We start from the raw sequence: 21,676 nt of genomic DNA on the forward strand, positions 1-21,676 counted from the left end.
TGAATGACGGTCACATCAAAATCCCATGTGTCGGTCGAGGCGCGCGCCGTCGCGGCATCGAGCCCGTTGATCCTGGTGGTGCGCACGGTGGAGGGGATAAGGCCGCTCACCCAGCCGCTGGTGATGTAGTTGGTCAGCGACGTGCGCCTGCGGTCGGAAACGCCGTCAAAACGGATTGCGATATCGCCCGGGCCCGTGGCGAGGACGGCTTGCGCCGTGTTGTCGATCTGGAAGCTCCTGGGCACGCTGAAACGGATGCCGAGATTGGGGTGCAGGAATGTCAGACCCCTGACATAGCCTTCATTCGGGCTGTCGCCGTAGAGCAGCCCGTCGATGCCCTTCAGATACATGTCGCGGTCGCGGGTGCCGGTTCCCGGCGGACCGAAGGCACGGGCATGGCGGTTTGCCAGGTCAAGCCTTTTGGGTGCGTCCGGATGGGTCGACAGAAAGTCCAGACTCTGATCGGTCGCGTCCGCGTCACCGGCACGGAACCGGCTATAGGCTTCCATGGACCGCAGGAACCTTGCGGCCGCGTAAGGGTCGAAACCGGCCTCGCCGAGCATGCGCACCCCGATGACGTCGGCCTCCAGCTCCTGTTGACGGGAAAAGGCGGCAAGGCGCAGCTTGCTGCGCGCGATCACTTGCTGTCCGTCGATCTCGTTTGACAGGATTTCGGTCGCAACGCGGCCGGCAATCGCTTCGGCTTCCTCGGCGCGCTGCCTTTGAATGCCATGATTGGCGGTCACATGCGCCATTTCATGGGCAATGACCGCCGCGACTTCGGATGAATCATTGGCAAGCGCCAGCAATCCGCGCGTGACGTAAAGATACCCGCCCGGCAAGGCAAAGGCATTGACGGACGGCGAGTTGAGAATGGTGATGCGGTATGTCTGCCTCGGGTTTTCCGACACCAGCGTCAGCGCGCCGACGATGCGGGCAAGCAGGCGCTCGACCTGCGGATCGCTGTATTCACCACCGTAGCTTGCGACGATCCTGGGATGTTCGCGGGCGCCGAGGCGTGCCCGGGGATCGTTTTTCTCAAGGCGTCCGACGGTCTGCGGGTTGTCCGAAGGCCCCACCGGCGAAGAATAGGTCTGGTTGAGCAGCGACTGGCAGCCGGCCAGCAACAGGCACAGCCCGGCGATGCAGATGGCTCGTACCGCAGGCCGCCCGCGCTCCGGCGCGATCCCCGAAGATCCCTCGATTTGAGACAGATGTGCGATCGGATCAGCGCCTCATGGGTTCCCGGAGCATATCCCTTGCTCCATCGTGAATGGTGGTGCCGCGGCCCGGCGCAAAAGACGGAACGCGCCCGCTGTCGATACCATCATTCTCCGTTGCCAAGATAGTCGGCAAGTCCGGGGATGTCCTCCCGTTCGAAAAAACCTTTCGCGGGTCCGGACGCGACCGTTCTGCCCGCGTCCAGAAATATGATTTCATCGGCAATGTCGGCCGCCTCTTGCGGCTGATGTGTGACAATCAAAACGGTCATCCCGGTTTCGATCTGCAATTGCCTCACCAATAGCAGCATATCTCGGCGTAATCGAGGCCCGAGAGCCGCAAAAGGCTCGTCCAGCAGAAGCACCGGCCTGCGCCTGACAAGCGCCCGGGCAATGGCGACGCGCTGGCGCTCGCCGCCCGACAGCGTGCCGGGCATGCGTCGCCCGAACCCTGCCAGTCCGACCCGCTCCAACGCGGCGGTGACCGTGGCCAGATCGGCCGCGTTTGCTGAAGGCCGCGGTCTGATCCCGAGGACGATATTGGTGGCGATATCGAGGTGGGAAAAGAGATTGTTTTCCTGAAAGACCATCGAGACCGGCCTGTCCGCCGGATCGGTTCCGGACATGTCCGTCCCGCCGATGCGTATTTCGCCCCTGTCGGCCCGTTCGAAACCGGCAATGAGGTTGAGAAGCGTGGTCTTGCCGGCGCCTGAAGGCCCGATAATCGCGGCGATCGCTCCCGGTGCGATTTGAGCATCGAAGGTCATGCGATGGCCGTCGTGTTCCAGCGTCGCCGCATCCAGACTGACGGACTGACCGATCATAATTCGGCTCCCTGCGCCTTGCCGCGGTCGCGGTCGACAAGAACCATAAGCAAGAGGCACACAAGACCGAGCACAAGCGCAAGTCCGGCGGCATCGCTCGTGCGATAGCTGCCCATGCGCTGCAAGAGCAGATAGGGCAGGGTGACGACGTCCTGGCTGCCGAACAATGCGATGGCTCCGAGGTCGCCCAGCGACAGCGCCATGGCAAATGCCACCGCCAGAAGCAGCGGCCGGCGCAGACCCGGCCAGTCGACAAGAACCAGCCGATTGATCCCGGCGATGCCGAGCGACTGCACGAGCCGCGCGGTGCGGGCCATATGTGTCGTATGGGCGGGCTCAAGCACACGCATGACAAAGGGAAGCGCCATCAGCGCGTTCACCGTGACGACGATCACCGGCGCCAGGGCGAACACGTCGACATGGCCGCGCAGCAGAACGAACCAGCCGGCGCCCAGAACGATCGGCGGCACCAGAAGAACGAGGCTGGACGCACCCGTCGCCGAGACCCTGAACACACGTGCCCAGGCATGCCGGGGCGCGAATGGCAGCGCCGCGTAGCGCGCCCGTATCAGGCACAGGCCCATCGCCGCCGAGATCATGGCCGCGGCGAGCGCGATCGCGAGGCTCGTCGCGATCGCGCGCCAGACGATCGTTTCGCTCAACAGCCGGGCGAAGTCGGCAAGCAGGCCAGAAACGGCGACGGAGACAAGGGGAGACACCAGGAAGACGGCCGACAGCACAATCAGGGCAAAGTCTATTGTCACGGAGGCCGGTCCGCGGGCGGGTGAACGCTGCGCTATCAGGCCGGAGGTTCCGCCCTCGCGCGGCGAGCCGCCCATCAGGGCGAGCATGGCCAAAAGGGCGGAGGTCAAGGCAAGCTGGATGAGCGCCAGCGCGACGGCGCGTTGCGGATCGAAATCAAAACGCAGCGCCTGGTAGATCGCCACCTCGATGGTCGTGGCGGCAGGACCGCCGCCGAGAAGAAGGACAAGTGTGAAGCTGGTCACACACAGCATGAATACCAGACCGCAGACCGGCGCCAGATTGCCGCGCATGAACGGCCACTCGATCAGCCGGAACACTGTCCAGGGACCGAGGCCAAGCTGGCTGGCGTTGCGCCAGTATTCAGGCGGCACACGATCGAGCTGGGCCAGCAGCAGGCGCGTCGCCAACGGCATGTTGAAGAACACATGGGCGATCAGGATCCCGGCCAGCCCGTAGATCGAAACCGGTTCGGACAGTCCGGCAGCAAGCAGCGCCGAGTTGACGATACCCTGCCGGCCCCATATCTCGATCAGGCCGAGGGCGGCGACAATGGGCGGAAGGCCGATCGGCACGGCAAGCAGGCGCACCAGCCAGCGGCGGCCGGGGAAGCGCGGCCTGCGGGCCAGCGCCCTCGCCAACGGGATCGCCAGGGCGACGGACAGCAGGGTCGAAAGGCACGCCTGGAGCAGCGTGAATTGGGTGACCTTCCAGATATAGGCGGTGAACAGCGCGTTGTCCGCGTTCTCGAATGCTGCAGCCGCGCCCAGCAGCGCCAGGACGGCGGCACCGATCACCCCGGCCATGGCGCAAAGCACAAACATGCCCGCGCCTATTCCGGTGGCCGTCTGCCGCCTGCCCAGCATCAATCACTCATGACGGCGAGCCATTCATCGACCCAGGCCTTGCGGTTCTTCGAGACGTCCTCGGAAGAAAAGAGCAGCGTCTTTCCGGGTTTTACCAGTTGCTCGAATGCGGCCGGCAGCGGCTCGGACAGTTTGCCGGCCGGGTACATCCAGTTGGTCGTCGGGATGGCATTCTGGAAGCCGGGTCCGGTCATGAAGGCGAGGAACTCGCGGGCAAGCTCCTTTTCCTGCGAGGATTTCACCAGCCCGGCCACCTCGATCTGCATGTAATGGCCTTCCTCGAAACGGGCGGCCTGGTAGCGGTCCGTTTCCTCCGCAATCATGTGATAGGCCGGCGATGTGGTGTAGGACAGGACCATCGGCACTTCGCCGTTGGTGAAGAGGCCGTAGGCCTCCGACCAGCCCGGCGTGACCGTCAGCACGCGATCCTTGAAATCCTTCCAGGCCTGCGGAGCGTCATCCCCGTAGACCGACTTTATCCACAAGAGCAGGCCCAGGCCCGGTGTCGAGGTGCGCGGATCCTAGATGGCGATCTTGACCGCCGGATCGCCCTCCACCAGTTCCTTGAGGCTTGAGGGCGGCGTCTCCAGCGCTTCAGTGTCGTAGACGACGGCGAAGTAGCCGAAGTCATAGGGAACAAAGACGTCGTCGGACCAGCCGCCCGGCACGTCCACATTCGACTGATCGATGCCGCTGGGCTCGAACAGGCCGGTGTTCTTGGCTTCGGTGACGAGGTTGGTGTCGAGACCGAGCACGATGTCCGCCTTGGTGCTTTCACCTTCGAGCTTCAGCCGGTTGAGCAGGACGACGCCGTCGGCGATGCCGACCCAGTTGAGCGTGCAGTCGCAGCCTTCCTCGAAGGCTTTCTTGACCACGGGGCCCGGCCCCCATTCGGCAACAAAACTGTCATAGGTGTAGACCGTCAGTTCCCGGTCGCTTGCCATGGTAGTCGATGTCAGGGCCAGGGCGGCCGCGAGTGACAGAGTCGCGGAAAAAATACGGGTGTTTGCGGGCATGTGCGCCTCCTTCATCGGTGTTTGCGGGAAAAAGGCGCTTTGCCGCGTCTAATCCCTCCGCCGGTACAAGCCGGATCAGGTTCTTCGGGTTGGCTTTGAGCCTCTCAGCGAACCGCTGCCGCGGTCGGCACCCCGTTAGAGCAGGAACCGTCATAGTCCGGCTCATCGGCGCTGGCAAGTGCTGCAAAAGCTGCTATGTGCATCGGTCAATGACGCAGAAGACGACATTTTTGATCCTGCTGGGCGGGAATCTTGAGAAGACGGCGCGTTTGCGCGGTCAGATTGAAGGCGCGCGGGTGATCGCCGCCGATGGCGGCATGTTTCACGCCCGCGACCTGTCGGTGCAGCCGGAACTGTGGGTGGGGGACTTCGATTCCTCACCCGGGTCCCTGCAGCAGAGCTGGCAGGCCACCCCGCGAAAGGACTTTCCGGCCGAAAAGAATGCGACGGACGGTGAGATTGCCGTCGAAGAGGCGCTGGCGCTCGGTGCGGAGCGCCTCATTCTAGCCGGTGCGCTTGGCGGCGAGCGCAGCGATCATGCCTTCTTTCACATGGCCCTGGCGTGCCGTCTGAAATCGGAGGGCACCGATGTGCTTTTGACCTCCGGCCTTGAGGAAGGCTGGGCGCTCGGCGCCGGCAGTCAGATGATTGATCTGCCGCCGGCCTCGATGTTCTCGGTTCTCAATTTCGGCGATGTATCATCGCTTACCGTTGAGGGGGCGCGTTATCCGCTCGACGCGTTCGAACTGCCGTTCGGGTCCTCGCGCACCATTTCCAATGTCGCCGAGGGGCCGGTATCGGTGCGCCTGGGATCGGGCACGGCGTTGCTTCTGGCGCGGCCCTTCGATCTGTCCGGCACCTGAACGATGGCGCCGCCGATCCTGAAACTCGACGGTATCGAGCTGACCTTCGGCGGAACACCGCTGCTGGCCGGTGCGGATCTTCAGATCGGGCCGGCGGACCGTATCTGTCTTGTCGGGCGCAACGGCTCCGGCAAGTCGACATTGATGAAGATTGCCGCCGGCCTCGTCGAGCCGCAATCGGGCGAGGTGTTCAGGCACCCTTCCGCAACGGTGCGCTATCTGGAGCAGGCGCCGGATTTTGCCGGGTTTGAGAGCGTGCACGATTATGCGCAGGCCGGTCTTGGCCCGGGTGACGATCCGCATCGGGTCAGCTATCTGCTGCAGCATCTCGGGCTTGCCGGCGATGCGGATCCGCAGCGCCTTTCCGGCGGCGAGGCGCGCCGGGCCGCGCTTGCCCGGGTGCTTGCGCCGGAGCCCGACATTCTCCTCCTGGACGAGCCGACCAACCATCTCGACCTTCCGGCGATCGAATGGCTTGAAGGCGAGCTCAAACGCTGCCGTAGCGCCTTGGTTATGATCTCGCACGACCGGCGGTTTCTTGAAAACGTCTCCCGCGCAACCGTATGGCTCGACCGCGGCGAGACCCGCCGGCTGGAAGAGGGGTTCGGCGCGTTCGAAAGCTGGCGCGATCGGGTGCTGGAGGACGAGGAGCGGGAACAGCACAAGCTCGGCCGCGCCATCGTGCGCGAGGAACACTGGCTGCGCTACGGCGTGACCGCGCGCCGCAAGCGCAATGTCAGGCGCCTTTCGGAGCTCAAGGACATGCGCACCCGACTGCGCTCCCACCGCGGACCGGTCGGCAGTGTCGACGCGCGTGCCGCAGGGGGCCGGGACTCCGGAAAGCTGGTCGTTGAGGCGGAGGGCATTGCCAAGTCGTTTGACGGGCGGGACATCGTTAGCGATTTTTCCCTGCGTATCGCGCGGGGTGACCGTATCGGCCTGGTCGGACCGAACGGAGCAGGCAAAACGACTCTTCTAAAGCTGCTGACCGGCACGCTCTCGCCTGACACCGGCCGGGTGAGGCTCGGTGCGAACCTTGAAATATCGACGCTCGACCAGAAACGTACCGAACTTGATCCGGGCGAGACGCTGGAGCAATTCCTCACCGGCGGCAGGGGCAACTCGCTTGAGGTCGACGGCCGGCAGCGCCATGTCACTGGCTATATGAAGGACTTTCTGTTTCAGCCCGAACAGGCGCGAACACCGATCCGGGAACTCTCGGGCGGCGAGCGGGCGCGCCTTATCCTGGCGCGCAATCTGGCGAGGCCCTCCAACCTGATCGTTCTTGATGAGCCGACCAACGATCTCGACATGGAAACGCTCGATCTTCTGCAGGAAATCGTCTCGACATTTCCCGGGACCGTCATTCTGGTCAGCCATGACCGCGATTTTCTCGACCGCACGGTGACATCCGTCATCGCGCCGAGCAACTCCGACGCGCCCGACGGGCGGTGGCTGGTCTTTGCGGGCGGCTATAGCGACATGATCGCCCAGCGCGGGGCGGCGCAGGCCGCTTCAAAGCCGCGGTCGAAGTCAAGCCAGTCCGCGCCGGAGCCGAAACAGGAAAGAAGCGCGCAGAAGAAGGGCAGGCTTTCCTACAAGCAGAAATATGCGCTCGAGACGCTGCCGGCAAAGATCGAGGAGGCGCAGGGGCGGGCCGCGGAACTGGAAGCCGGGATGGCCGATCCGGATCTTTTCTCGCGCGATCCGGAGTGCTTCAACCGTCTTGCCGCAGAGCTTTCGGCGCTGCAGGAAAACATCGCGGCAATGGAAGAGGAATGGCTTGAACTTGAAATGTTGCGCGAAACGCTTGAAAAGGGCGTTTCCTAGGCCGGATTTTCCTGTTTCGAACCCTTTGCCCGGATTTTACCCTTGGCGTAGCAGGACACGGGAACCGGCAGGTGTTTGCTTTTGGGCGAAACATGCCTAATGTCCCGGCGCAAAACATAAAGAGAGATGAAGACCATGCGGTTTGAAGGCACAAGCGCCTATATTGCGGAAAAGGATCTCAAGGTCGCGGTGAACGCCGCCATTACCCTTGAGCGGCCGCTTCTGGTGAAGGGCGAACCCGGCACCGGCAAGACCGAGCTGGCGAAGCAGGTGGCCTCGGCGCTCGACCTCGAACTGTTCGAATGGCACGTCAAATCGACGACCAAGGCGCAGCAGGGCCTTTACGAGTATGACGCGGTCTCGCGGCTGCGCGACAGCCAGCTCGGCGATGACCGGGTCAACGACGTGCGCAATTATATCAAGCGCGGCAAGCTGTGGGATGCCTTCGCCGCCGACAGGAAGGTCGTGCTCCTGATCGATGAGATCGACAAGGCCGATATCGAGTTTCCGAACGACCTGTTGCAGGAGCTCGATAAGATGGAGTTTTTCGTCTACGAGACCGGAGAGACGATCCGCGCGAAACAGCGGCCGGTGGTGATCATCACGTCGAACAATGAGAAGGAACTGCCGGACGCGTTTTTGCGCCGCTGCTTCTTCCACTACATCAAGTTTCCCGACGCGCAGACGCTGCAGCAGATTGTCGACGTGCACTATCCGGGCATCAAGCAGGATCTCGTCAGCGCGGCGCTCAGCCAGTTCTACGAGGTCAGGGACGTGCCCGGCCTGAAGAAGAAGCCGTCGACATCCGAGGCGCTCGACTGGATCAGGCTTCTGGTGTCCGACGATATCGAGCCCGACGATCTTCGCGGCAGCGTCAAGAACGCCCTGCCCCGGCTGCACGGGGCGCTGTTGAAAAACGAACAGGATGTGCATCTGTTTGAACGCCTGGCGTTCATGTCGCGGCGCGACGGCGCCCAGTAGAAGACGTGCGTTCCGTTATTCGTTTTCACGACAAAGATCGACAGTCCGATGCCTATCAAAATTCCAGATCAGCTGCCCGCCCGCGAAACGTTGGAGGCCGAGGGTGTGACGGTGATGGCCGAGACCGCCGCCATCCGGCAGGATATCCGGCCGCTGCAGATCGGTCTGCTCAACCTGATGCCGAACAAGATACGCACGGAGGTCCAGATTGCCCGGCTCGTGGGCGCGACGCCTTTGCAGGTGGAACTGACGCTCGTGCGTATCGGCAAGCACAGGGCGAAGAATACGCCCGAGGACCATCTGCTGGCGTTCTACAAGACGTGGGAGGAGGTGGCCGACCGCAAGTTCGACGGTTTCATCATCACCGGCGCGCCGATCGAACTGCTGGAGTTCGAGGAGGTCGCCTATTGGGACGAAATGACCCGTATCCTCGACTGGACCGTGACCAATGTGCATTCCAGCATGAATGTATGCTGGGGCGCGATGGCGGCCATCCATCACTTCCACAATGTCCCGAAGTATTCGCTCAAGCAGAAGGCCTTCGGCGTCTACCGGCACCATAATCTCAATCCGGCATCGCCCTATCTCAACGGGTTTTCGGACGACTTCCAGATTCCGGTTTCACGCTGGACCGAAGTGCGCGATGAGGATATCGACCCCGCGCTCGGCCTCGAGGTGCTGATGAAGTCCGATGAGACGGGCGTCTGTCTCATTCACGAGCCCTATTGCAACCGTCTCTACATCTTCAATCATATCGAATATGATTCCGTCACGCTTGCGGAGGAATATCATCGCGATGTTGCCCAGGGAAAACCGATCCACATTCCTCACAATTACTTTCCGGATGACAATCCGGGGTCCGAGCCGCTCAACCGCTGGCGCAGCCACGCGCATCTTCTGTTCGGCAACTGGATCAACACGCTCTACCAGTCGACGCCCTATGATATGGACAGGATCGGCGAGGACCGCACATAGCGGCGTCTGACGAGGAAAGGACCGCGCATGTTCATTCCCTTTTTTCTTGAGCTGAAGGCCGCGAAGATCCCGGTTTCGCTTCGCGAATACCTGACGCTGCTCGAGGGAATGGATGCGCATATCGTCAATTACGACGTCGAGGGGTTCTATTTCCTGGCCCGCTCGGCGCTGATCAAGGACGAGCGTTACATCGACCGGTTCGACCGGATCTTTTCCCATGTCTTCCGCGGCGTCGAGGCGGTGTCGGGCGAGGCCGGGCCGGAAACGGTCGAGCTTCCGGAGGAGTGGCTCAGACGGCTTGCCGAAAAACATCTGAGCGAAGAGGAAAAGGCCCTGATCGAGAGCCTTGGCGGTTTCGACAAGCTGATGGAAACGCTGAAGAAACGGCTGGAAGAGCAAAAGGGGCGCCATCAGGGCGGAAGCAAGTGGATCGGAACGGCGGGAACCTCGCCCTTCGGCGCCGATGGCTACAATCCCGAAGGCATCCGCATCGGCCAGGACGAAAGCCGCCACAGGCGCGCGGTGAAGGTCTGGGACAGGCGCGAATTCAAGAATTTCGACGATTCGGTGGAGCTTGGAACCCGCAACATCAAGGTGGCGCTGAAACGGCTTCGCCGCTGGATCCGGTCCGGCGCCGACGAGGAGTTCGACCTTGACGGCACGATCCGCTCGACGGCAGAACACGGCTATCTGGACGTGCAGACGCGGCCCGAACGCCGAAACGCCATCAAGCTGCTGATGTTCTTCGATGTCGGCGGTTCGATGGACGGCCATATCAAGGTGGTTGAGGAACTGTTCTCGGCCGTGCGATCGGAGTTCAAGCATATGGAGTATTACTACTTCCACAATTGCCTCTATGAGGGCGTGTGGAAGGACAACCGCCGCCGCCACAGCGAGGTTCTGCCGACCTACGATGTGCTGCGCACCTACGGGTCGGACTACCGGGTCATATTTGTCGGCGACGCCTCGATGAGCCCCTATGAGATCGTCTATCCGGGCGGTGCGGTGGAATACTGGAACGAAGAGGCGGGCCAGGTCTGGCTCGGCCGGGTGCTCGACCATTTTTCGAAGGTGGTGTGGATCAATCCGACGCTGGAGAAGCACTGGGGTTACACGCATTCGATCGGCCTGATCAGGGAGATATTTTCCGACCGGATGTACCCGTTGACGCTTGCCGGGCTTGAAGCGGCGACACGCGAACTGTCACGATGACTGCAGGCTGTGCCAAGAAATGACGATAGAGATATTCGGACGGACACAGGACGGCCGGGACGTGAACCGGATCACCATCAGGGGCGGCGGGCTGACCGCACGGCTGATGGATTGGGGCGCGAGCGTTCAGGATCTCCGGCTGGAGGGGCATGCGCCGCCGCTGGTTCTGGGCTTTGAGCGGTTTGAGGATTATCCGGCGCATTCGCCCTATTTCGGCGCGACAGCCGGGCGTTACGCCAACCGCATCGCGCAGGGCCGGTTCCGGCTTGACGGAACCGATCATGCGCTGGAGCGCAATGAGAAGGGCCGCACGCATCTGCATGGCGGCTCTGAGGGCATCGGAAAACGGATCTGGGACATCGCCGCATCCGGCGAGGACTTCGTCCGCTTTGAGATCATCGATGCGGACGGTCATATGGGATATCCGGGAAATTGCCGCATCGCCTGCACCTACGGCCTGAAGGCCGGAGGCGTGCTTTCGGTCGTCCTGGAGGCGCAGACCGACCGGTCTACTCTCTGCAATTTGGCCCATCACAGCTACTTCAATCTCGATGGAAGCGACTCCATAGAGAACCATGAGCTGATGATCGCGGCCGATCGTTACCTGCCGGTGGATGCGGATCTCATTCCCACCGGCGAGACGGCGCCGGTCGCGGGAACGGCATTCGATTTCACCGAAATGCGCTCGGTCCTGTCTGAAAAGACCGGCCGGCCCGGCGACTATGACCACAATTTCTGCCTTTCGGACATGCGCGAAAAGAAGCGGGCCGTCGCGCTCGCCCGCAGCCTGAATTCAGGTGTCGTCCTGGAAGTGTGGACCGGCGAGCCCGGTCTGCAGTTCTATACGGGGGCAAAAATCAACATCCCGGTCGACGGGCTGGAGGGGCGCAGATACGGCGCGCATGCCGGCTTCTGCCTCGAGGCGCAAATCTGGCCGGACAGTCCAAATCACGCCGATTTTCCCCAAGCGACGCTTCGGCCCGGCGAACTGCTGAAGCAGGAAACCGATTATATTTTCTCCCGGAATTGAAGCGGAATATTTCAACGAAACCATACGGTTGATTAAGGGCTCCGCTCTGCCCGGCGTGACAATGCACATGCAGGCAGCTTGACAGGGCGCTCAGAGTAAGGCCCATTATTATATATTATATAAGACTCTGCGGCGGCGATGTCCCGGTCGGGAGGACACGACATCAGCGCGGCCAGCAGACGCATCGCGCGGGGGAGGGTCATGGCCGCCATTGTTGCCATCATCAAGCCGCTGGCATGGATCAACACGATCCTGTTGCGCATCGGGCGGAACGTCGCCTGGGTGGCGATGGGGCTGATGGTGCTGATCATCGTGCTGCAGGTCGTTTTCCGCTATGTGCTGAACGATGCGCTGTCCTGGTCGGAGGAGGCGGCGCGCTTCCTGATGCTGTGGATGACCGGTCTCATCGCACCGAGCGCCTATCGCTGGGGCGGTTTCGTGTCTATCGACCTCGTCCACGAGGTGCTGCCGAAGCGTGTCGGCAACATCCTCGTCCTGATCCTGCTTCTGATCAGCATGGCCGTGCTCATCGTGGCTTTGCAGCTTGGTTACAATCACGTCAATTCCGGATGGCTGTTCGCTTCGCAGACGCTCAAGGTCGATCTCGATTTCCTCGGCTGGGGCATCGTGCGCGCCAAGCAGGCCTGGATGTACATGTCGCTGCTGGTGGGCGTATTCCTGCTGCTGCTCGTCAATATCGAGCTGACCCTGAAGACAATCGTCGGGGTCGTCGATCCGTCCATTGAAATACCGGCAGACCAGGATCACCTGGCCATTACAGCGGAGTAGGCCTGATGCTTTTCTTCTTTCTTCCGCTGTTCCTGGTCTTCCTGATCATCGGACTGCCGGTGTTCTTCGCCCTGCTCGCGGCGCCGGGTATCCTCTTATGGCTGGCCGATCAGCCGCGTGACTTCGCGCTGCTTTACAAGAACGTCTATAACGGCATGAACTCGTTTCCGCTGATGGCGATCCCGTTCTTCATGCTGGCCGGCGAATTGATGAACCGGGGTGGCATCACCCTGCGGATCGTCGAGTTCAGCCAGTCGTTGATGGGGCATTTGCGCGGCGGCCTGGCGCATGTCAACATCCTCTCGTCGATGCTGTTTGCTGGCCTCTCCGGTTCGGCCGTGGCCGACACGTCGGCGCTCGGCTCGATGCTGATCCCGGCGATGGAGAAGAACGGCTATAGCCGCAAGTTCGCGGCGGCGATCACGGCGGCGTCCTCGGTGATCGGACCGATCATTCCGCCGTCCGGCATCATGATCATTTACGCCTATGTCATGGGCGAGTCGGTCGCGGCCCTGTTCCTCGCCGGCATCGTTCCCGGCCTTCTGGTCGGCGTCGGCCTGATGTTCATGACCGCCTATCTGGCGAAGTCCAACGATTTTCCGGCCGCCGCGCCCCGCGCCAGTTATCGCGAGCGCGGGCACGCCTTCGTGCGGGCGTTTTTCCCGCTGATGACGCCGGTGATCATCCTTGGCGGCATCCTCGCCGGTGTTTTCACGCCGACCGAGGCCGCGGCCGTCGCCGCCGTCTATGCCTTCATCGTGTCGATGTTCGTCCTGCGGACGATGGTCTGGGCCGATCTGCCGAGAGTCCTGATCAGGGCATCGCTGACGACGTCCGTCGTGCTGCTGCTGGTCGGTGCCGCCATGGCCTTCAAGACCGTGGTCAGTCTCAGCCATGCGCCGGAAATTCTCGCCGGCTTTATCCTGAGCCTGACGGAAAATCCGTACCTGCTGCTGTTCCTGATCAACATTCTGCTGTTCATCGTCGGGATGTTCCTGGATGCCGGCCCGGCGATCATCATTCTCGGGCCCATCCTGGCGCCGATCTTCACCGATCTCGGCGTCCATTCGGTGCATTTCGCCATCATCATGAGCGTCAACCTGACCGTCGGTCTCGCCACACCGCCCATGGGGCTGGTGCTGTTCGTGGCCTCCAGCGTCTCGGGCGTGAAGGTGGAGACGATCGCCAGGACGATCCTGCCGTTCCTGGCGGTTGAAATCCTGGTGATTTTCCTCATCACCTATTTCCCGCCGATTTCCATGGCGGTGCCGGAGTTCTTCGGCTTTATCAGATAGCCGCGGCGCGAGCCGCACAATGGGAGCGACCGGCGCGCGGCGGGTCTGCGCGCTTGACAAGAGAAGGCCAGTCTTTAATCTTATATCTTATATAAGACTTGCCGTGCGATTGACTTCGGGAGGATTCAAATGATCGCGAAAAGGACTGCAAACCTGCTGGGCGCATTTGCGCTCGGCCTTTCGATGACCGCCGTGACCACGGTGATGGACGGTGCCATGACAGTGGCCGAGGCGGCCGATTACAAGCTGCGTGCGACGGCCAATTCGAATGAAAATGACGAGGACTATGACGGCCTGATCGTTTTCAAGGACTATGTGGAAAAGGCATCCAACGGTGCCATCGAGGTCGAGCTGTTCATCGGTACGCAGCTCTGCTCAAACGGTGCGGAGTGCCTGCAGGGCGTTTCCGACGGCACCATCGATATCTACATCTCGACCTCCGGCGGCGCGTCGGGGATCTTCCCTTACGTGCAGGTGCTCGACCTTCCCTATCTGCTGCGCGATGACCGCATCGCCGAGGAAGTGCTGAGCGAGGGCACGCTCACCCGTACCATTCGCGATCTGGCGCTTGCGGATTCGGGCGGAACGATCCGTCTGATGACGATCGGCAATACCGGCGGCTGGCGCAATTTCGCCAACACCAAGCGCCGCGTGCAGTCGCCCGGCGACATGGATGGCCTGAAGATCCGCACCGTCGTCGCCGACCTGCCGCAGGAACTGGTCAGGGCGCTTGGCGCGTCCCCGACACCGATCCCGTGGCCGGAACTCTTTACCTCGTTGCAGACCGGCGTGGTCGAAGGTTCGAAGAACGGCATCACCGACATTATGGGTATGAAGTTCCCGGATGCCGGCCTGAAATATGTGACGCTCGACGGCCATGCCTATATGGGCGCGCTGTGGTGGATGAGCAACGACACCTTCATGTCGATGCCTGAAGACATGCGCCGTGTCGTGGTCGACGGGTTCGCAGCCTTGCAGCAGGCGACCTTCGCCTCGCCCAAGCGCAAGTCCATCCAGGCCTACTCGGACTTCATCGCCGACGGCGGTGACCTTTACGTTCTGTCGCCGGAAGAAAAGGCTGCCTTCAAGGAGGCCGCGGCACCGGTCTATGAATGGTTCAAGGCCAATATCGACAATGGCGAAGCCGTATTTACGGCTCTGAACGACGCGGCTGCCGGCGCTGAGGCGAAAATTGACGGCAACGCCGCGATGGACATGAAATAGCGGATCCGGCCGATTTCAGGCATGACCTGAACTGGACTGACGAACAGAAAGGCCGCACATTATTGTGTGGCCTTTCGCATTCAGACAGGATGCGACCCTCAGCGGAAGGGATACATCCACGGTTTGTAGTCATCGATGAGGATCTGCGCGTGCTCAATCTGATCGGGCGACATTTTCTTGACCACTTCCTCAAGGCTGATCGCTGCGTCCGGGTCGCCGCCGATCGCCGAGAGAACGTACCACATATAGGCGCGCACCAGATCGGGCTGCGGCATGCCGTGCCCGACCTCGTAATACCAGCCGACACCGGACTGGGCGCCTGGATGGCCCTTCATCGCCGAGCGCAGATACCATTCGAAGGCGCGCATGTCATCGCGCGGCACGCCGAGCCCCATGGCGTACATCACGCCGATCATCTCCTCAGCATCCGCGTTGCCGGACCTTGCAGCGGGAAGCAGTTCCCGCATCGCCTCCTCGAAACGGTTCGCCTCCATCAGGTCGCGCGCGGTTTCGATCTCCGCATGCGCCGGCGTCGCGGAGATCACGCAGATCATTGTCATCGCTGCGATAAGCCCGGCCGACTCGCGAGCGCCGACGGGCTGGCCCTCGGCGTCGGCGAGGGCGGCGAAGGCATCGGCGAGAAACGAACGACCGGCGACGGGCGCGACCGGATCGACCGCAGGGTGCCGCGCAACGCGCCGGCGTTGTTCAATATCGGCCATAAGGACATCCCTCACCTGTTCCATGACGGCCGCCTGAGCATCGACGATCTTTACGGCAACGGGTTCAATTCGCCGGCTGAGGAATATCTGCCGCGGGGGCTGGACAGCCTTGCCGCGGCGCAGTCGCTTTTTCCGGTCACATCCGAAACGGAAATGGCCGGTCATTCTGAAGAGAATGCGGTCGCCGGCGCGCGCAACGACCGGATCGATCATGCGTGGCGGCTGATTGCCAAGCGTATTCGCGCCATTCCCGGCTATGGAACCCTTTTTGTCGAAGCCTTCCCGGATGTCGAAAGCCCTGCCGACATTACAATCGTTCATATGGGCAATGCACTCGGGGATTTCGTCAATTCCGAATGGCGGTCCCATGACAGCGCGTTCGACCGCTACCTGAATGGCGATGCGGATGCGTTGGGAAAGGACGCCCGAGCCGGCATGGAACTGTTCTACGGGCGCGGCGGCTGCTCGGCATGCCACAGCGGCGCGCTGTTTTCGGATCAGGATTTCTATGCGCTCGCGCTGCCGCAATTCGGGCCGGGCCGGACACGCATGTTCGATCTGATGCAGCGCGATGTCGGGCGCATGGTGGAAACGGATCGCCTTGAAGATGCCTACCGTTTCCGCACTCCGTCGTTGCGCAACAGTGCGCTGACGGCACCCTACGGCCATAATGGCGCCTATGCGACACTTGAAGGGATCATCCGGCATCACCTCGATCCCCAGGGGTCGTTCGACCGCTGGAACCGCTCGCAAGTGGCCCTGCCGGCGGCGGAACATCTGCAGGAAGCCGACTTTGCCGCCCTGCAAGACAGGCGCGAACGCCGGCGCGTGCGGGCAGCGGTCGACATCGAGCCGCTCGATCTCAGCGACGATGAGGTCCGCCGACTGGTTGCCTTCCTGCATGCGCTGACCGGCGAGGAGAGCGTCAAGGGACGGCTCGGCCGGCCGGACGAAGTGCCGAGCGGATTGCCGGTGGACTGAACCCGTCGCGGGAGCGGATGCGGGATCGCGTTTGCGGAATTCTAGTCTTGTATCTTATATAAGACTTGATAGATTGCAGCCGAAAGGAGCCTCGTCTCTTCCATCATGACAACAGTTCTAGCCGCCGGTTCCGCCGTCGTCGATTTCGTCTTCCAGCTCGATGAAGCGCCGTCCCGGTCCGAAAAACACCGGGCGCGGGACGCAACCATCGTCGGCGGAGGCTGTGCGGCGAATGCGGCCGTCGCGGTGTCGCGTCTGGGCGGACGGGCGGTGCTGGCGACGCGGCTCGGGGACGATATTATCGGCGACATGATCCTGACCGACCTAGAAGCCGAAGGCGTCGATTGTTCGCTGGTCAGGAGATTTGAAGGGCGCCGTTCATCCTATTCGTCGGTCCTTGTCGATCCGGAAGGCGAGCGCAGCATTGTCAATTTCCGGGATATGGAGATCGATTCCGGCGGCGGCTGGCTTGAAGAGACGACATTGCCCGATTTCGACGTGGCGCTCGCCGACACACGCTGGCCGGAGGGTGCCCGCGTGATGATGCAGGCCGCGCGTGCGCGCGGCGTTCCCGGCGTTATCGACGGGGAAGCTCCGGTCCGGGAAGCGGAGGATGCCCTGGCGCTTGCCACGCATATCGCCTTTTCACAGTCCGGACTGCGTGATTTCGAGGATACGGACGATCTGGAGACCGCGTTGCGCCGTGCAGGCGATGAAACCGGCGCCTGGGTCTGCGTGACAATGGGCGATGTCGGCGTTTTCTGGATCGAGGACGACCGGTTCAGGCACATGCCGGCCTTCGACGTCACGGCGGTGGATACGCTTGGCGCGGGCGATGTCTGGCACGGCGCATTTGCCCTCATGCTGGCGCGCGGCAGCGACGAGGAAGCGGCAATCCGCTTCGCCAGCGCCACATCGGCGCTCAAATGCACCCGGTTCGGCGGACGCAAGGGCACGCCGACGGCGGATGAAGTCGAAGCATTTTTAATGGAGAAGAGTTGATGCAGCTCACACCCGGAAAACTCTGGGGCATGCGCCGCATGGCGGACGCCGCCGGGCGTTTCAAGATGACCGCGGTCGATCAGCGGCCGCCGATCAAGAACCCCATAGCCGCGCATTACGGGTCCGATGAGGCGCCCTATGATGACGTTGCCCGGTTCAAGGCGCTGCTGACCGAGATCCTGCAAGATGAGTCCTCGGCAATGCTGCTTGATCCGCATTATGCGATACCGCGCGGCATCGGGCATCTGTCCCCGGCAAAGGGTCTGATCGTGACGCTGGAGGATTCGCTGTTCGAGGAGACCGGGGGCGGACGCCTGTCTTCCGAGATTGATGACTGGTCGGTCGCCAAGATCAAGCGGATGGGCGGCGACGCGGTCAAGGTGCTCGCCTGGTACAGGCCCGATGCGGGCGCCTCGGTCAACGCTCACCAGCAGGATTTTGTCAAACGGATCGGCGAGGCATGTGGACGTTACGATATTCCGTTCCTGTTTGAATTGCTGGTCTATCCGCTGGCCAGCGACGCGCATCAGACGAAGGACTATGTCGAACTGCAAGGCAAGAAGGCGGACGATGTGCTGGCGTCCGTCGAGGAATTTGCCGGGGCGGATTACGGCGTCGATGTCTTCAAGCTTGAGAGCCCCGTCAATGGGGGGGATGTGCCGGGTGTGGGCAATGAGGGCTGGGAAGACGTCCAGGCCGTTTTTGACGAGATGGGACGGCTCGCCGGCCGGCCATGGGTGATGCTGTCGGCGGGCGCGGGCAAACCGCAGTTCCGTAATATTCTGACCCATGCCTTGCGTGCCGGTGCGTCCGGATATCTGGCCGGCCGGGCCATCTGGCTCGACGCCTTTTCCAGCTTTCCGGACTGGGATGCGATCCGCGCCGGACTGTCGGGTGAGTCAGTCGACTATATGAAAGATCTCAATACGCTGACTGATGTCGAGGCGACCGCCTGGCATGCGCATCCCGTTTATGCCGATGGCGGCGCGTCTTTCTCTCCGGATGATGCGACGTTCCGGCACGGCTACGGAGATTTCGGTTCGTGACCGGCCTTGCGCTCCCATCGCAACCCGTTTCAATCGAGCAGCAGGCGGGCGACGACATCGAGCGTTTGCGCGTCGCCGCGCGCCGGCGCGACGATAATCGCTTCGCCCTGGCGCGGCGCGATGCCGGTCAGCGCTTCGACGTTCTCCGGATGGGTGATCATCACCTGGTTTCCGGGTCCGCGAAAGCTGCGAATGATCTCCATCACTTCGCTGGTTTTCGCTTCGAGCGCGTCCGGATCGTCCTCGACGAGATCGAGCGCTTCCAGCGGCTGGGCCCGGACGTCGCGGAACGCGTTTTCGGCGGTTTCAAGCGTACGGCACCACTGGCTGGAATAGACGGTGGAGATGGATACGGCCCGTGCCGCGAAACGAACGCCGCGCCTGCGCGCCTGCTGGCGTCCGCGGTCGGACAGATTGCGTTGGGTGGTGCAATCCTCGAGCTCGAAAAAAGGCGGGTCGCCGACGCCCGGCGCCAGCGCGTGGGTCAGCAAGATCGTATAGCCGCCGGACGCAAGCCGCGCCCAAGCGGCTTCCGTTGCATTGGCCCCGGCGGTGGCGAAACCGCACACCAGCAAGACTGTTACAGCCAGGGCAAGGGGACGTCGTTTCATATGGCGGCTCCGATAACGCATATACCAGACACACTCTAGGAGTTTAATCGGCAAATGAAAGAGGTACAGACGCTAGGCGTTCTGCCGCTCGGTCGGCCGACTTTCGATGTGGCCTTTGCCGAAGAAAAACTCAAGGCCATGTTGGACGTTCTGGCGGCTTCCGGCAAGACATTGTGCGGTCCGGCCGCACTGCTCATGGACGAGGCCGCGACACGGGACGCGATCGCACAGGTCAAGGCCGCCCGGCCGGATGCCGTCCTGATCCTTCAGGTGACCTTCACGGACGCGGTCGCCACGATGGCTGCCGCCTCGGCGTTCGATGTGCCGCTCGGGATCTGGGCGGTGCCGGAGCCGAGGCTTGGCGGGCGGTTGCGGCTCAATGCCTTTTGCGGGCTCAACCTTGCCTCGCACGCCCTTGGACGCGCCGGTCATCCGTTTTCATGGATCTACGCCGATCCGGAACGTGCCGATATCGGGCCGGAAATTCAGGCGCTTCTTGGCGGCGAGCGTATTGTCGCACCGATCGAAGCCGTGCGCCCGGCGCCTGAAAAAAAGCGATGCGATGCGGTTGCGGCGCTCGACGGAAAGCGCATTGCCCGTATCGGGGCGCATCCCGACGGGTTCGATACCTGCCGTTACGACGCATCCCGGCTTAAGGAACTGGCCGGCATCGAAGTCGAGGAACTCGGCCTTGAAAGCCTGTTCGACACCGCCCGCGCGATGCCGGACGATGTCGTTCAGGACATCCGCGCCGTCGCCGCGCGCGATCTTGCCGGTCTGGAGCGCGTGGACCAGCAGCAGCTCGACCGGTCGCTGCGGCTGAAGGCGGCGCTTTCGACATTGAGGGATGATGAGCGTTTCGATGCGTTCGCCATCCGGTGCTGGCCGGAGACCTTTACCGAATATGGCGGTGCGGTCTGCGGTCCGGTGTCGATGATGGGCGAGGCGGGGGTGCCCTGCGCCTGCGAGGCCGATGTCTACGGCGCGGCGACGCAGCTGCTGCTGCAGAGCGTGGCGGACAGCCCGGTCTTTCTGGTCGACATGGTCGATATGGATGTGAGCGACAATAGCGGCGTCGTGTGGCATTGCGGCCAGGCGCCGATATCCATGGCCGATCCGCATCAGCCGGCCGAGGCGACGATCCACACCAATCGCAGGATGCCGCTGCTTTATGAATTCAAGCTGCGCCCCGGCGCGGTGACGCTGATGCGCCTCAGCCAGGCGCGGGGCCGGCATATGATGATCCTTGCGGGTGCACAAGTGCTTGACCGGCCCAAGGCATTCACCGGAACCTCCGGTGTCGTTCGTTTCGACCGGCCGGTGGCGTCGGTTCTTCCCGATATCATGAACAGCGGGCTGGAGCACCATATGGCGCTTGCCTATGGCGATCATTGCGAGGCGCTGATGGCCGCAGCCGGCGCGCTCGAACTCCCCGTCATCCGCCTTTGAGGACACAACGCATATGAGTACCATCCGTTACGGCATTATCGGCTCGGGCATGATGGGGCAGGAGCATATTCGCAACATCATGCTGCTCGACGGGACCGAGATCAGCGCGGTCGCGGATCCCAATACCGAAATGCAGCGCAGCGCCGCCAAACTGGCCGGCCCGGACTGCCGCGCCTTTTCCCATCACGGCCCGCTGCTCGACGAGGGCGGCTTCGATGCGCTGGTCGTTGCCGTGCCGAACTACCTGCACAAGCCGATCCTCGATGACGTGCTGAAATGCGATGTGCCGGTACTGGTGGAAAAGCCGCTCGGCATCGACGGGCCGCAATGCCGGGACATCATGGCGCGGGCAAACGGGCGCAGCGCGCCGGTGTGGGTGGCCATGGAGTACCGCTACATGCCGCCCATCGCCCGTCTGATGGAGGAGGTGCGGGCCGGCACGGCGGGCGAGCCCAAGATGATCGCCATTCGCGAACACCGCTTCCCGTTCCTGAGCAAGGTGGATGACTGGAACCGGTTCCAGGATCAGACCGGCGGAACGATGATCGAGAAATGCTGCCATTTTTTCGATCTGATGCGGCTTTTGTCCGGATCGGAAGCCGTGCGGGTGTTCGCCTCGGGCGCCATGGACGTCAATTTCAAGGATCAGACATTCAATGGCCGCCAAGCGGATATTCTCGACAATGCCTTCGTCATCGTGGATTTCGAAAACGGCATCAGGGCGCTGCTCGATCTGTGTATGTTCGCCGAGGGCGCCTATTGGCAGGAAACGGTGACCGTGACCGGCGACAGGGCGCGTATCGACGCCCATGTGCCCGGACCTGCGCGGTTTTCACCGACCGGAGAAGAGCGGGCGTCGCGCCTCGTGATCTCGCCGCGCGAGAGCAAAATGCCGGTGAGCGAGGATATCCATGTGGACCCCGCAATTCTGTCGGCGGGCGACCATCACGGTTCGACCTTCTATCAGCATGAGAAATT

The 21,676-nt window shown here is 62.3% G+C and carries 19 protein-coding genes, 1 pseudogene and 1 riboswitch; of the genes and pseudogenes, 14 read left to right on the forward strand and 6 right to left on the reverse strand.

Annotation, left to right across the window (positions count from 1 at the left end):
* From AC5E6N_RS15335 to thiB, 4 genes and pseudogenes are all read right to left on the reverse strand, one after another.
* Positions 1 to 1,187, reverse strand: a 1,187-nt coding sequence (locus tag AC5E6N_RS15335; protein ID WP_491748637.1) for a M48 family metalloprotease, incomplete at its 3' end; no start/stop codon positions are given.
* A 140-nt stretch (positions 1,188 to 1,327) separates the two neighbouring features.
* On the reverse strand, positions 1,328 to 2,044 hold the full coding sequence (locus AC5E6N_RS15340; RefSeq protein WP_491748622.1) for a thiamine ABC transporter ATP-binding protein: 717 nt from the start codon (positions 2,042 to 2,044) through the stop codon (positions 1,328 to 1,330).
* Entirely contained in the window at positions 2,041 to 3,672 is a 1,632-nt protein-coding gene (gene thiP / locus AC5E6N_RS15345; protein ID WP_491748623.1) for a thiamine/thiamine pyrophosphate ABC transporter permease, read from the reverse strand. The genes AC5E6N_RS15340 and thiP overlap by 4 nt, the downstream gene beginning before the upstream one ends.
* Positions 3,672 to 4,688, reverse strand: a pseudogene (gene thiB, locus AC5E6N_RS15350) (thiamine ABC transporter substrate binding subunit). The gene thiP and the pseudogene thiB overlap by 1 nt, the downstream one beginning before the upstream one ends.
* Positions 4,689 to 4,723: 35 nt before the next feature.
* Positions 4,724 to 4,833, reverse strand: a riboswitch (TPP riboswitch).
* Positions 4,834 to 4,897: 64 nt separating this feature from the next.
* Between thiB and AC5E6N_RS15355 the strand changes: the two are divergent.
* The 9 genes from AC5E6N_RS15355 (at position 4,898) to dctP (ending at position 14,887) form a co-directional block, all read left to right on the forward strand.
* A complete protein-coding gene (locus tag AC5E6N_RS15355) occupies positions 4,898 to 5,551 on the forward strand; it encodes a thiamine diphosphokinase (protein ID WP_491748624.1) in 654 nt (217 codons plus the stop codon).
* 3 nt (positions 5,552 to 5,554) lie between these two features.
* Positions 5,555 to 7,381, forward strand: a complete 1,827-nt coding sequence (locus AC5E6N_RS15360) for an ABC-F family ATP-binding cassette domain-containing protein (protein WP_491748625.1) — start codon at positions 5,555 to 5,557, stop codon at positions 7,379 to 7,381.
* Between the two features lie 135 nt (positions 7,382 to 7,516).
* Positions 7,517 to 8,362, forward strand: a complete 846-nt coding sequence (locus AC5E6N_RS15365) for an AAA family ATPase (RefSeq protein WP_491748626.1) — start codon at positions 7,517 to 7,519, stop codon at positions 8,360 to 8,362.
* Between the two features lie 48 nt (positions 8,363 to 8,410).
* Positions 8,411 to 9,337, forward strand: coding sequence for a homoserine O-acetyltransferase MetA (gene metA, locus AC5E6N_RS15370; RefSeq protein WP_491748627.1), 927 nt, complete (start codon positions 8,411 to 8,413; stop codon positions 9,335 to 9,337).
* A 27-nt stretch (positions 9,338 to 9,364) separates the two neighbouring features.
* The gene (locus AC5E6N_RS15375; RefSeq protein WP_491748628.1) at positions 9,365 to 10,549 is read left to right on the forward strand and encodes a vWA domain-containing protein; all 1,185 of its coding nucleotides are present in this window, start codon (positions 9,365 to 9,367) and stop codon (positions 10,547 to 10,549) included.
* Positions 10,550 to 10,568: 19 nt separating this feature from the next.
* Complete coding sequence (locus AC5E6N_RS15380; RefSeq protein ID WP_491748629.1) at positions 10,569 to 11,579, forward strand: aldose epimerase family protein; 1,011 nt, start codon at positions 10,569 to 10,571, stop codon at positions 11,577 to 11,579.
* Between the two features lie 201 nt (positions 11,580 to 11,780).
* The gene (locus AC5E6N_RS15385) at positions 11,781 to 12,368 is read left to right on the forward strand and encodes a TRAP transporter small permease (protein ID WP_491690082.1); all 588 of its coding nucleotides are present in this window, start codon (positions 11,781 to 11,783) and stop codon (positions 12,366 to 12,368) included.
* A 5-nt stretch (positions 12,369 to 12,373) separates the two neighbouring features.
* On the forward strand, positions 12,374 to 13,663 hold the full coding sequence (locus AC5E6N_RS15390; RefSeq protein WP_491690081.1) for a TRAP transporter large permease: 1,290 nt from the start codon (positions 12,374 to 12,376) through the stop codon (positions 13,661 to 13,663).
* A gap of 183 nt (positions 13,664 to 13,846) precedes the next feature.
* The gene (gene dctP / locus AC5E6N_RS15395; protein ID WP_491748638.1) at positions 13,847 to 14,887 is read left to right on the forward strand and encodes a TRAP transporter substrate-binding protein DctP; all 1,041 of its coding nucleotides are present in this window, start codon (positions 13,847 to 13,849) and stop codon (positions 14,885 to 14,887) included.
* A gap of 98 nt (positions 14,888 to 14,985) precedes the next feature.
* Here dctP and AC5E6N_RS15400 read toward each other — a convergent pair whose 3' ends face one another.
* Positions 14,986 to 15,447, reverse strand: coding sequence for a tetratricopeptide repeat protein (locus AC5E6N_RS15400; RefSeq protein WP_491748630.1), 462 nt, complete (start codon positions 15,445 to 15,447; stop codon positions 14,986 to 14,988).
* Here AC5E6N_RS15400 and AC5E6N_RS15405 point away from each other — a divergent pair.
* From AC5E6N_RS15405 to AC5E6N_RS15415, 3 genes are all read left to right on the forward strand, one after another.
* Entirely contained in the window at positions 15,409 to 16,590 is a 1,182-nt protein-coding gene (locus AC5E6N_RS15405) for a cytochrome-c peroxidase (protein WP_491748631.1), read from the forward strand. The genes AC5E6N_RS15400 and AC5E6N_RS15405 overlap by 39 nt on opposite strands.
* 105 nt (positions 16,591 to 16,695) lie before the next feature.
* Positions 16,696 to 17,592, forward strand: coding sequence for a PfkB family carbohydrate kinase (locus AC5E6N_RS15410; protein WP_491748632.1), 897 nt, complete (start codon positions 16,696 to 16,698; stop codon positions 17,590 to 17,592).
* Complete coding sequence (locus AC5E6N_RS15415; RefSeq protein WP_491748633.1) at positions 17,592 to 18,638, forward strand: tagatose 1,6-diphosphate aldolase; 1,047 nt, start codon at positions 17,592 to 17,594, stop codon at positions 18,636 to 18,638. Before AC5E6N_RS15410 ends, AC5E6N_RS15415 begins: the two co-directional genes overlap by 1 nt.
* Before the next feature lie 29 nt (positions 18,639 to 18,667).
* Here the strand turns inward: AC5E6N_RS15415 and AC5E6N_RS15420 are convergent, their stop codons facing one another.
* Positions 18,668 to 19,249, reverse strand: a complete 582-nt coding sequence (locus AC5E6N_RS15420) for a histidine phosphatase family protein (RefSeq protein ID WP_491748634.1) — start codon at positions 19,247 to 19,249, stop codon at positions 18,668 to 18,670.
* Positions 19,250 to 19,303: 54 nt separating this feature from the next.
* Here AC5E6N_RS15420 and AC5E6N_RS15425 point away from each other — a divergent pair, with 54 nt between their 5' ends.
* A complete protein-coding gene (locus tag AC5E6N_RS15425; RefSeq protein ID WP_491748635.1) occupies positions 19,304 to 20,698 on the forward strand; it encodes an L-fucose/L-arabinose isomerase family protein in 1,395 nt (464 codons plus the stop codon).
* A 13-nt stretch (positions 20,699 to 20,711) separates the two neighbouring features.
* Positions 20,712 to 21,676, forward strand: a 965-nt coding sequence (locus tag AC5E6N_RS15430) for a Gfo/Idh/MocA family protein (RefSeq protein WP_491748636.1), incomplete at its 3' end; no start/stop codon positions are given.

Source organism: Hoeflea sp. (assembly GCF_984452065.1).

Excerpts from the sequence above, each read along its gene's own strand:
- AC5E6N_RS15340 (WP_491748622.1), bottom strand. The coding sequence starts at position 2,044 with ATGATCGGTCAGTCCGTCAGTCTGGATGCGGCGACGCTGGAACACGAC.
- thiP (WP_491748623.1), bottom strand. The coding sequence starts at position 3,672 with ATGCTGGGCAGGCGGCAGACGGCCACCGGAATAGGCGCGGGCATGTTT.
- AC5E6N_RS15355 (WP_491748624.1), top strand. The coding sequence starts at position 4,898 with ATGACGCAGAAGACGACATTTTTGATCCTGCTGGGCGGGAATCTTGAG.
- AC5E6N_RS15360 (WP_491748625.1), top strand. The coding sequence starts at position 5,555 with ATGGCGCCGCCGATCCTGAAACTCGACGGTATCGAGCTGACCTTCGGC.
- AC5E6N_RS15365 (WP_491748626.1), top strand. The coding sequence starts at position 7,517 with ATGCGGTTTGAAGGCACAAGCGCCTATATTGCGGAAAAGGATCTCAAG.
- metA (WP_491748627.1), top strand. The coding sequence starts at position 8,411 with ATGCCTATCAAAATTCCAGATCAGCTGCCCGCCCGCGAAACGTTGGAG.
- AC5E6N_RS15375 (WP_491748628.1), top strand. The coding sequence starts at position 9,365 with ATGTTCATTCCCTTTTTTCTTGAGCTGAAGGCCGCGAAGATCCCGGTT.
- AC5E6N_RS15380 (WP_491748629.1), top strand. The coding sequence starts at position 10,569 with ATGACGATAGAGATATTCGGACGGACACAGGACGGCCGGGACGTGAAC.
- AC5E6N_RS15385 (WP_491690082.1), top strand. The coding sequence starts at position 11,781 with ATGGCCGCCATTGTTGCCATCATCAAGCCGCTGGCATGGATCAACACG.
- AC5E6N_RS15390 (WP_491690081.1), top strand. The coding sequence starts at position 12,374 with ATGCTTTTCTTCTTTCTTCCGCTGTTCCTGGTCTTCCTGATCATCGGA.
- dctP (WP_491748638.1), top strand. The coding sequence starts at position 13,847 with ATGACCGCCGTGACCACGGTGATGGACGGTGCCATGACAGTGGCCGAG.
- AC5E6N_RS15405 (WP_491748631.1), top strand. The coding sequence starts at position 15,409 with ATGCGCCGGCGTCGCGGAGATCACGCAGATCATTGTCATCGCTGCGAT.
- AC5E6N_RS15400 (WP_491748630.1), bottom strand. The coding sequence starts at position 15,447 with ATGACAATGATCTGCGTGATCTCCGCGACGCCGGCGCATGCGGAGATC.
- AC5E6N_RS15410 (WP_491748632.1), top strand. The coding sequence starts at position 16,696 with ATGACAACAGTTCTAGCCGCCGGTTCCGCCGTCGTCGATTTCGTCTTC.
- AC5E6N_RS15415 (WP_491748633.1), top strand. The coding sequence starts at position 17,592 with ATGCAGCTCACACCCGGAAAACTCTGGGGCATGCGCCGCATGGCGGAC.
- AC5E6N_RS15420 (WP_491748634.1), bottom strand. The coding sequence starts at position 19,249 with ATGAAACGACGTCCCCTTGCCCTGGCTGTAACAGTCTTGCTGGTGTGC.
- AC5E6N_RS15425 (WP_491748635.1), top strand. The coding sequence starts at position 19,304 with ATGAAAGAGGTACAGACGCTAGGCGTTCTGCCGCTCGGTCGGCCGACT.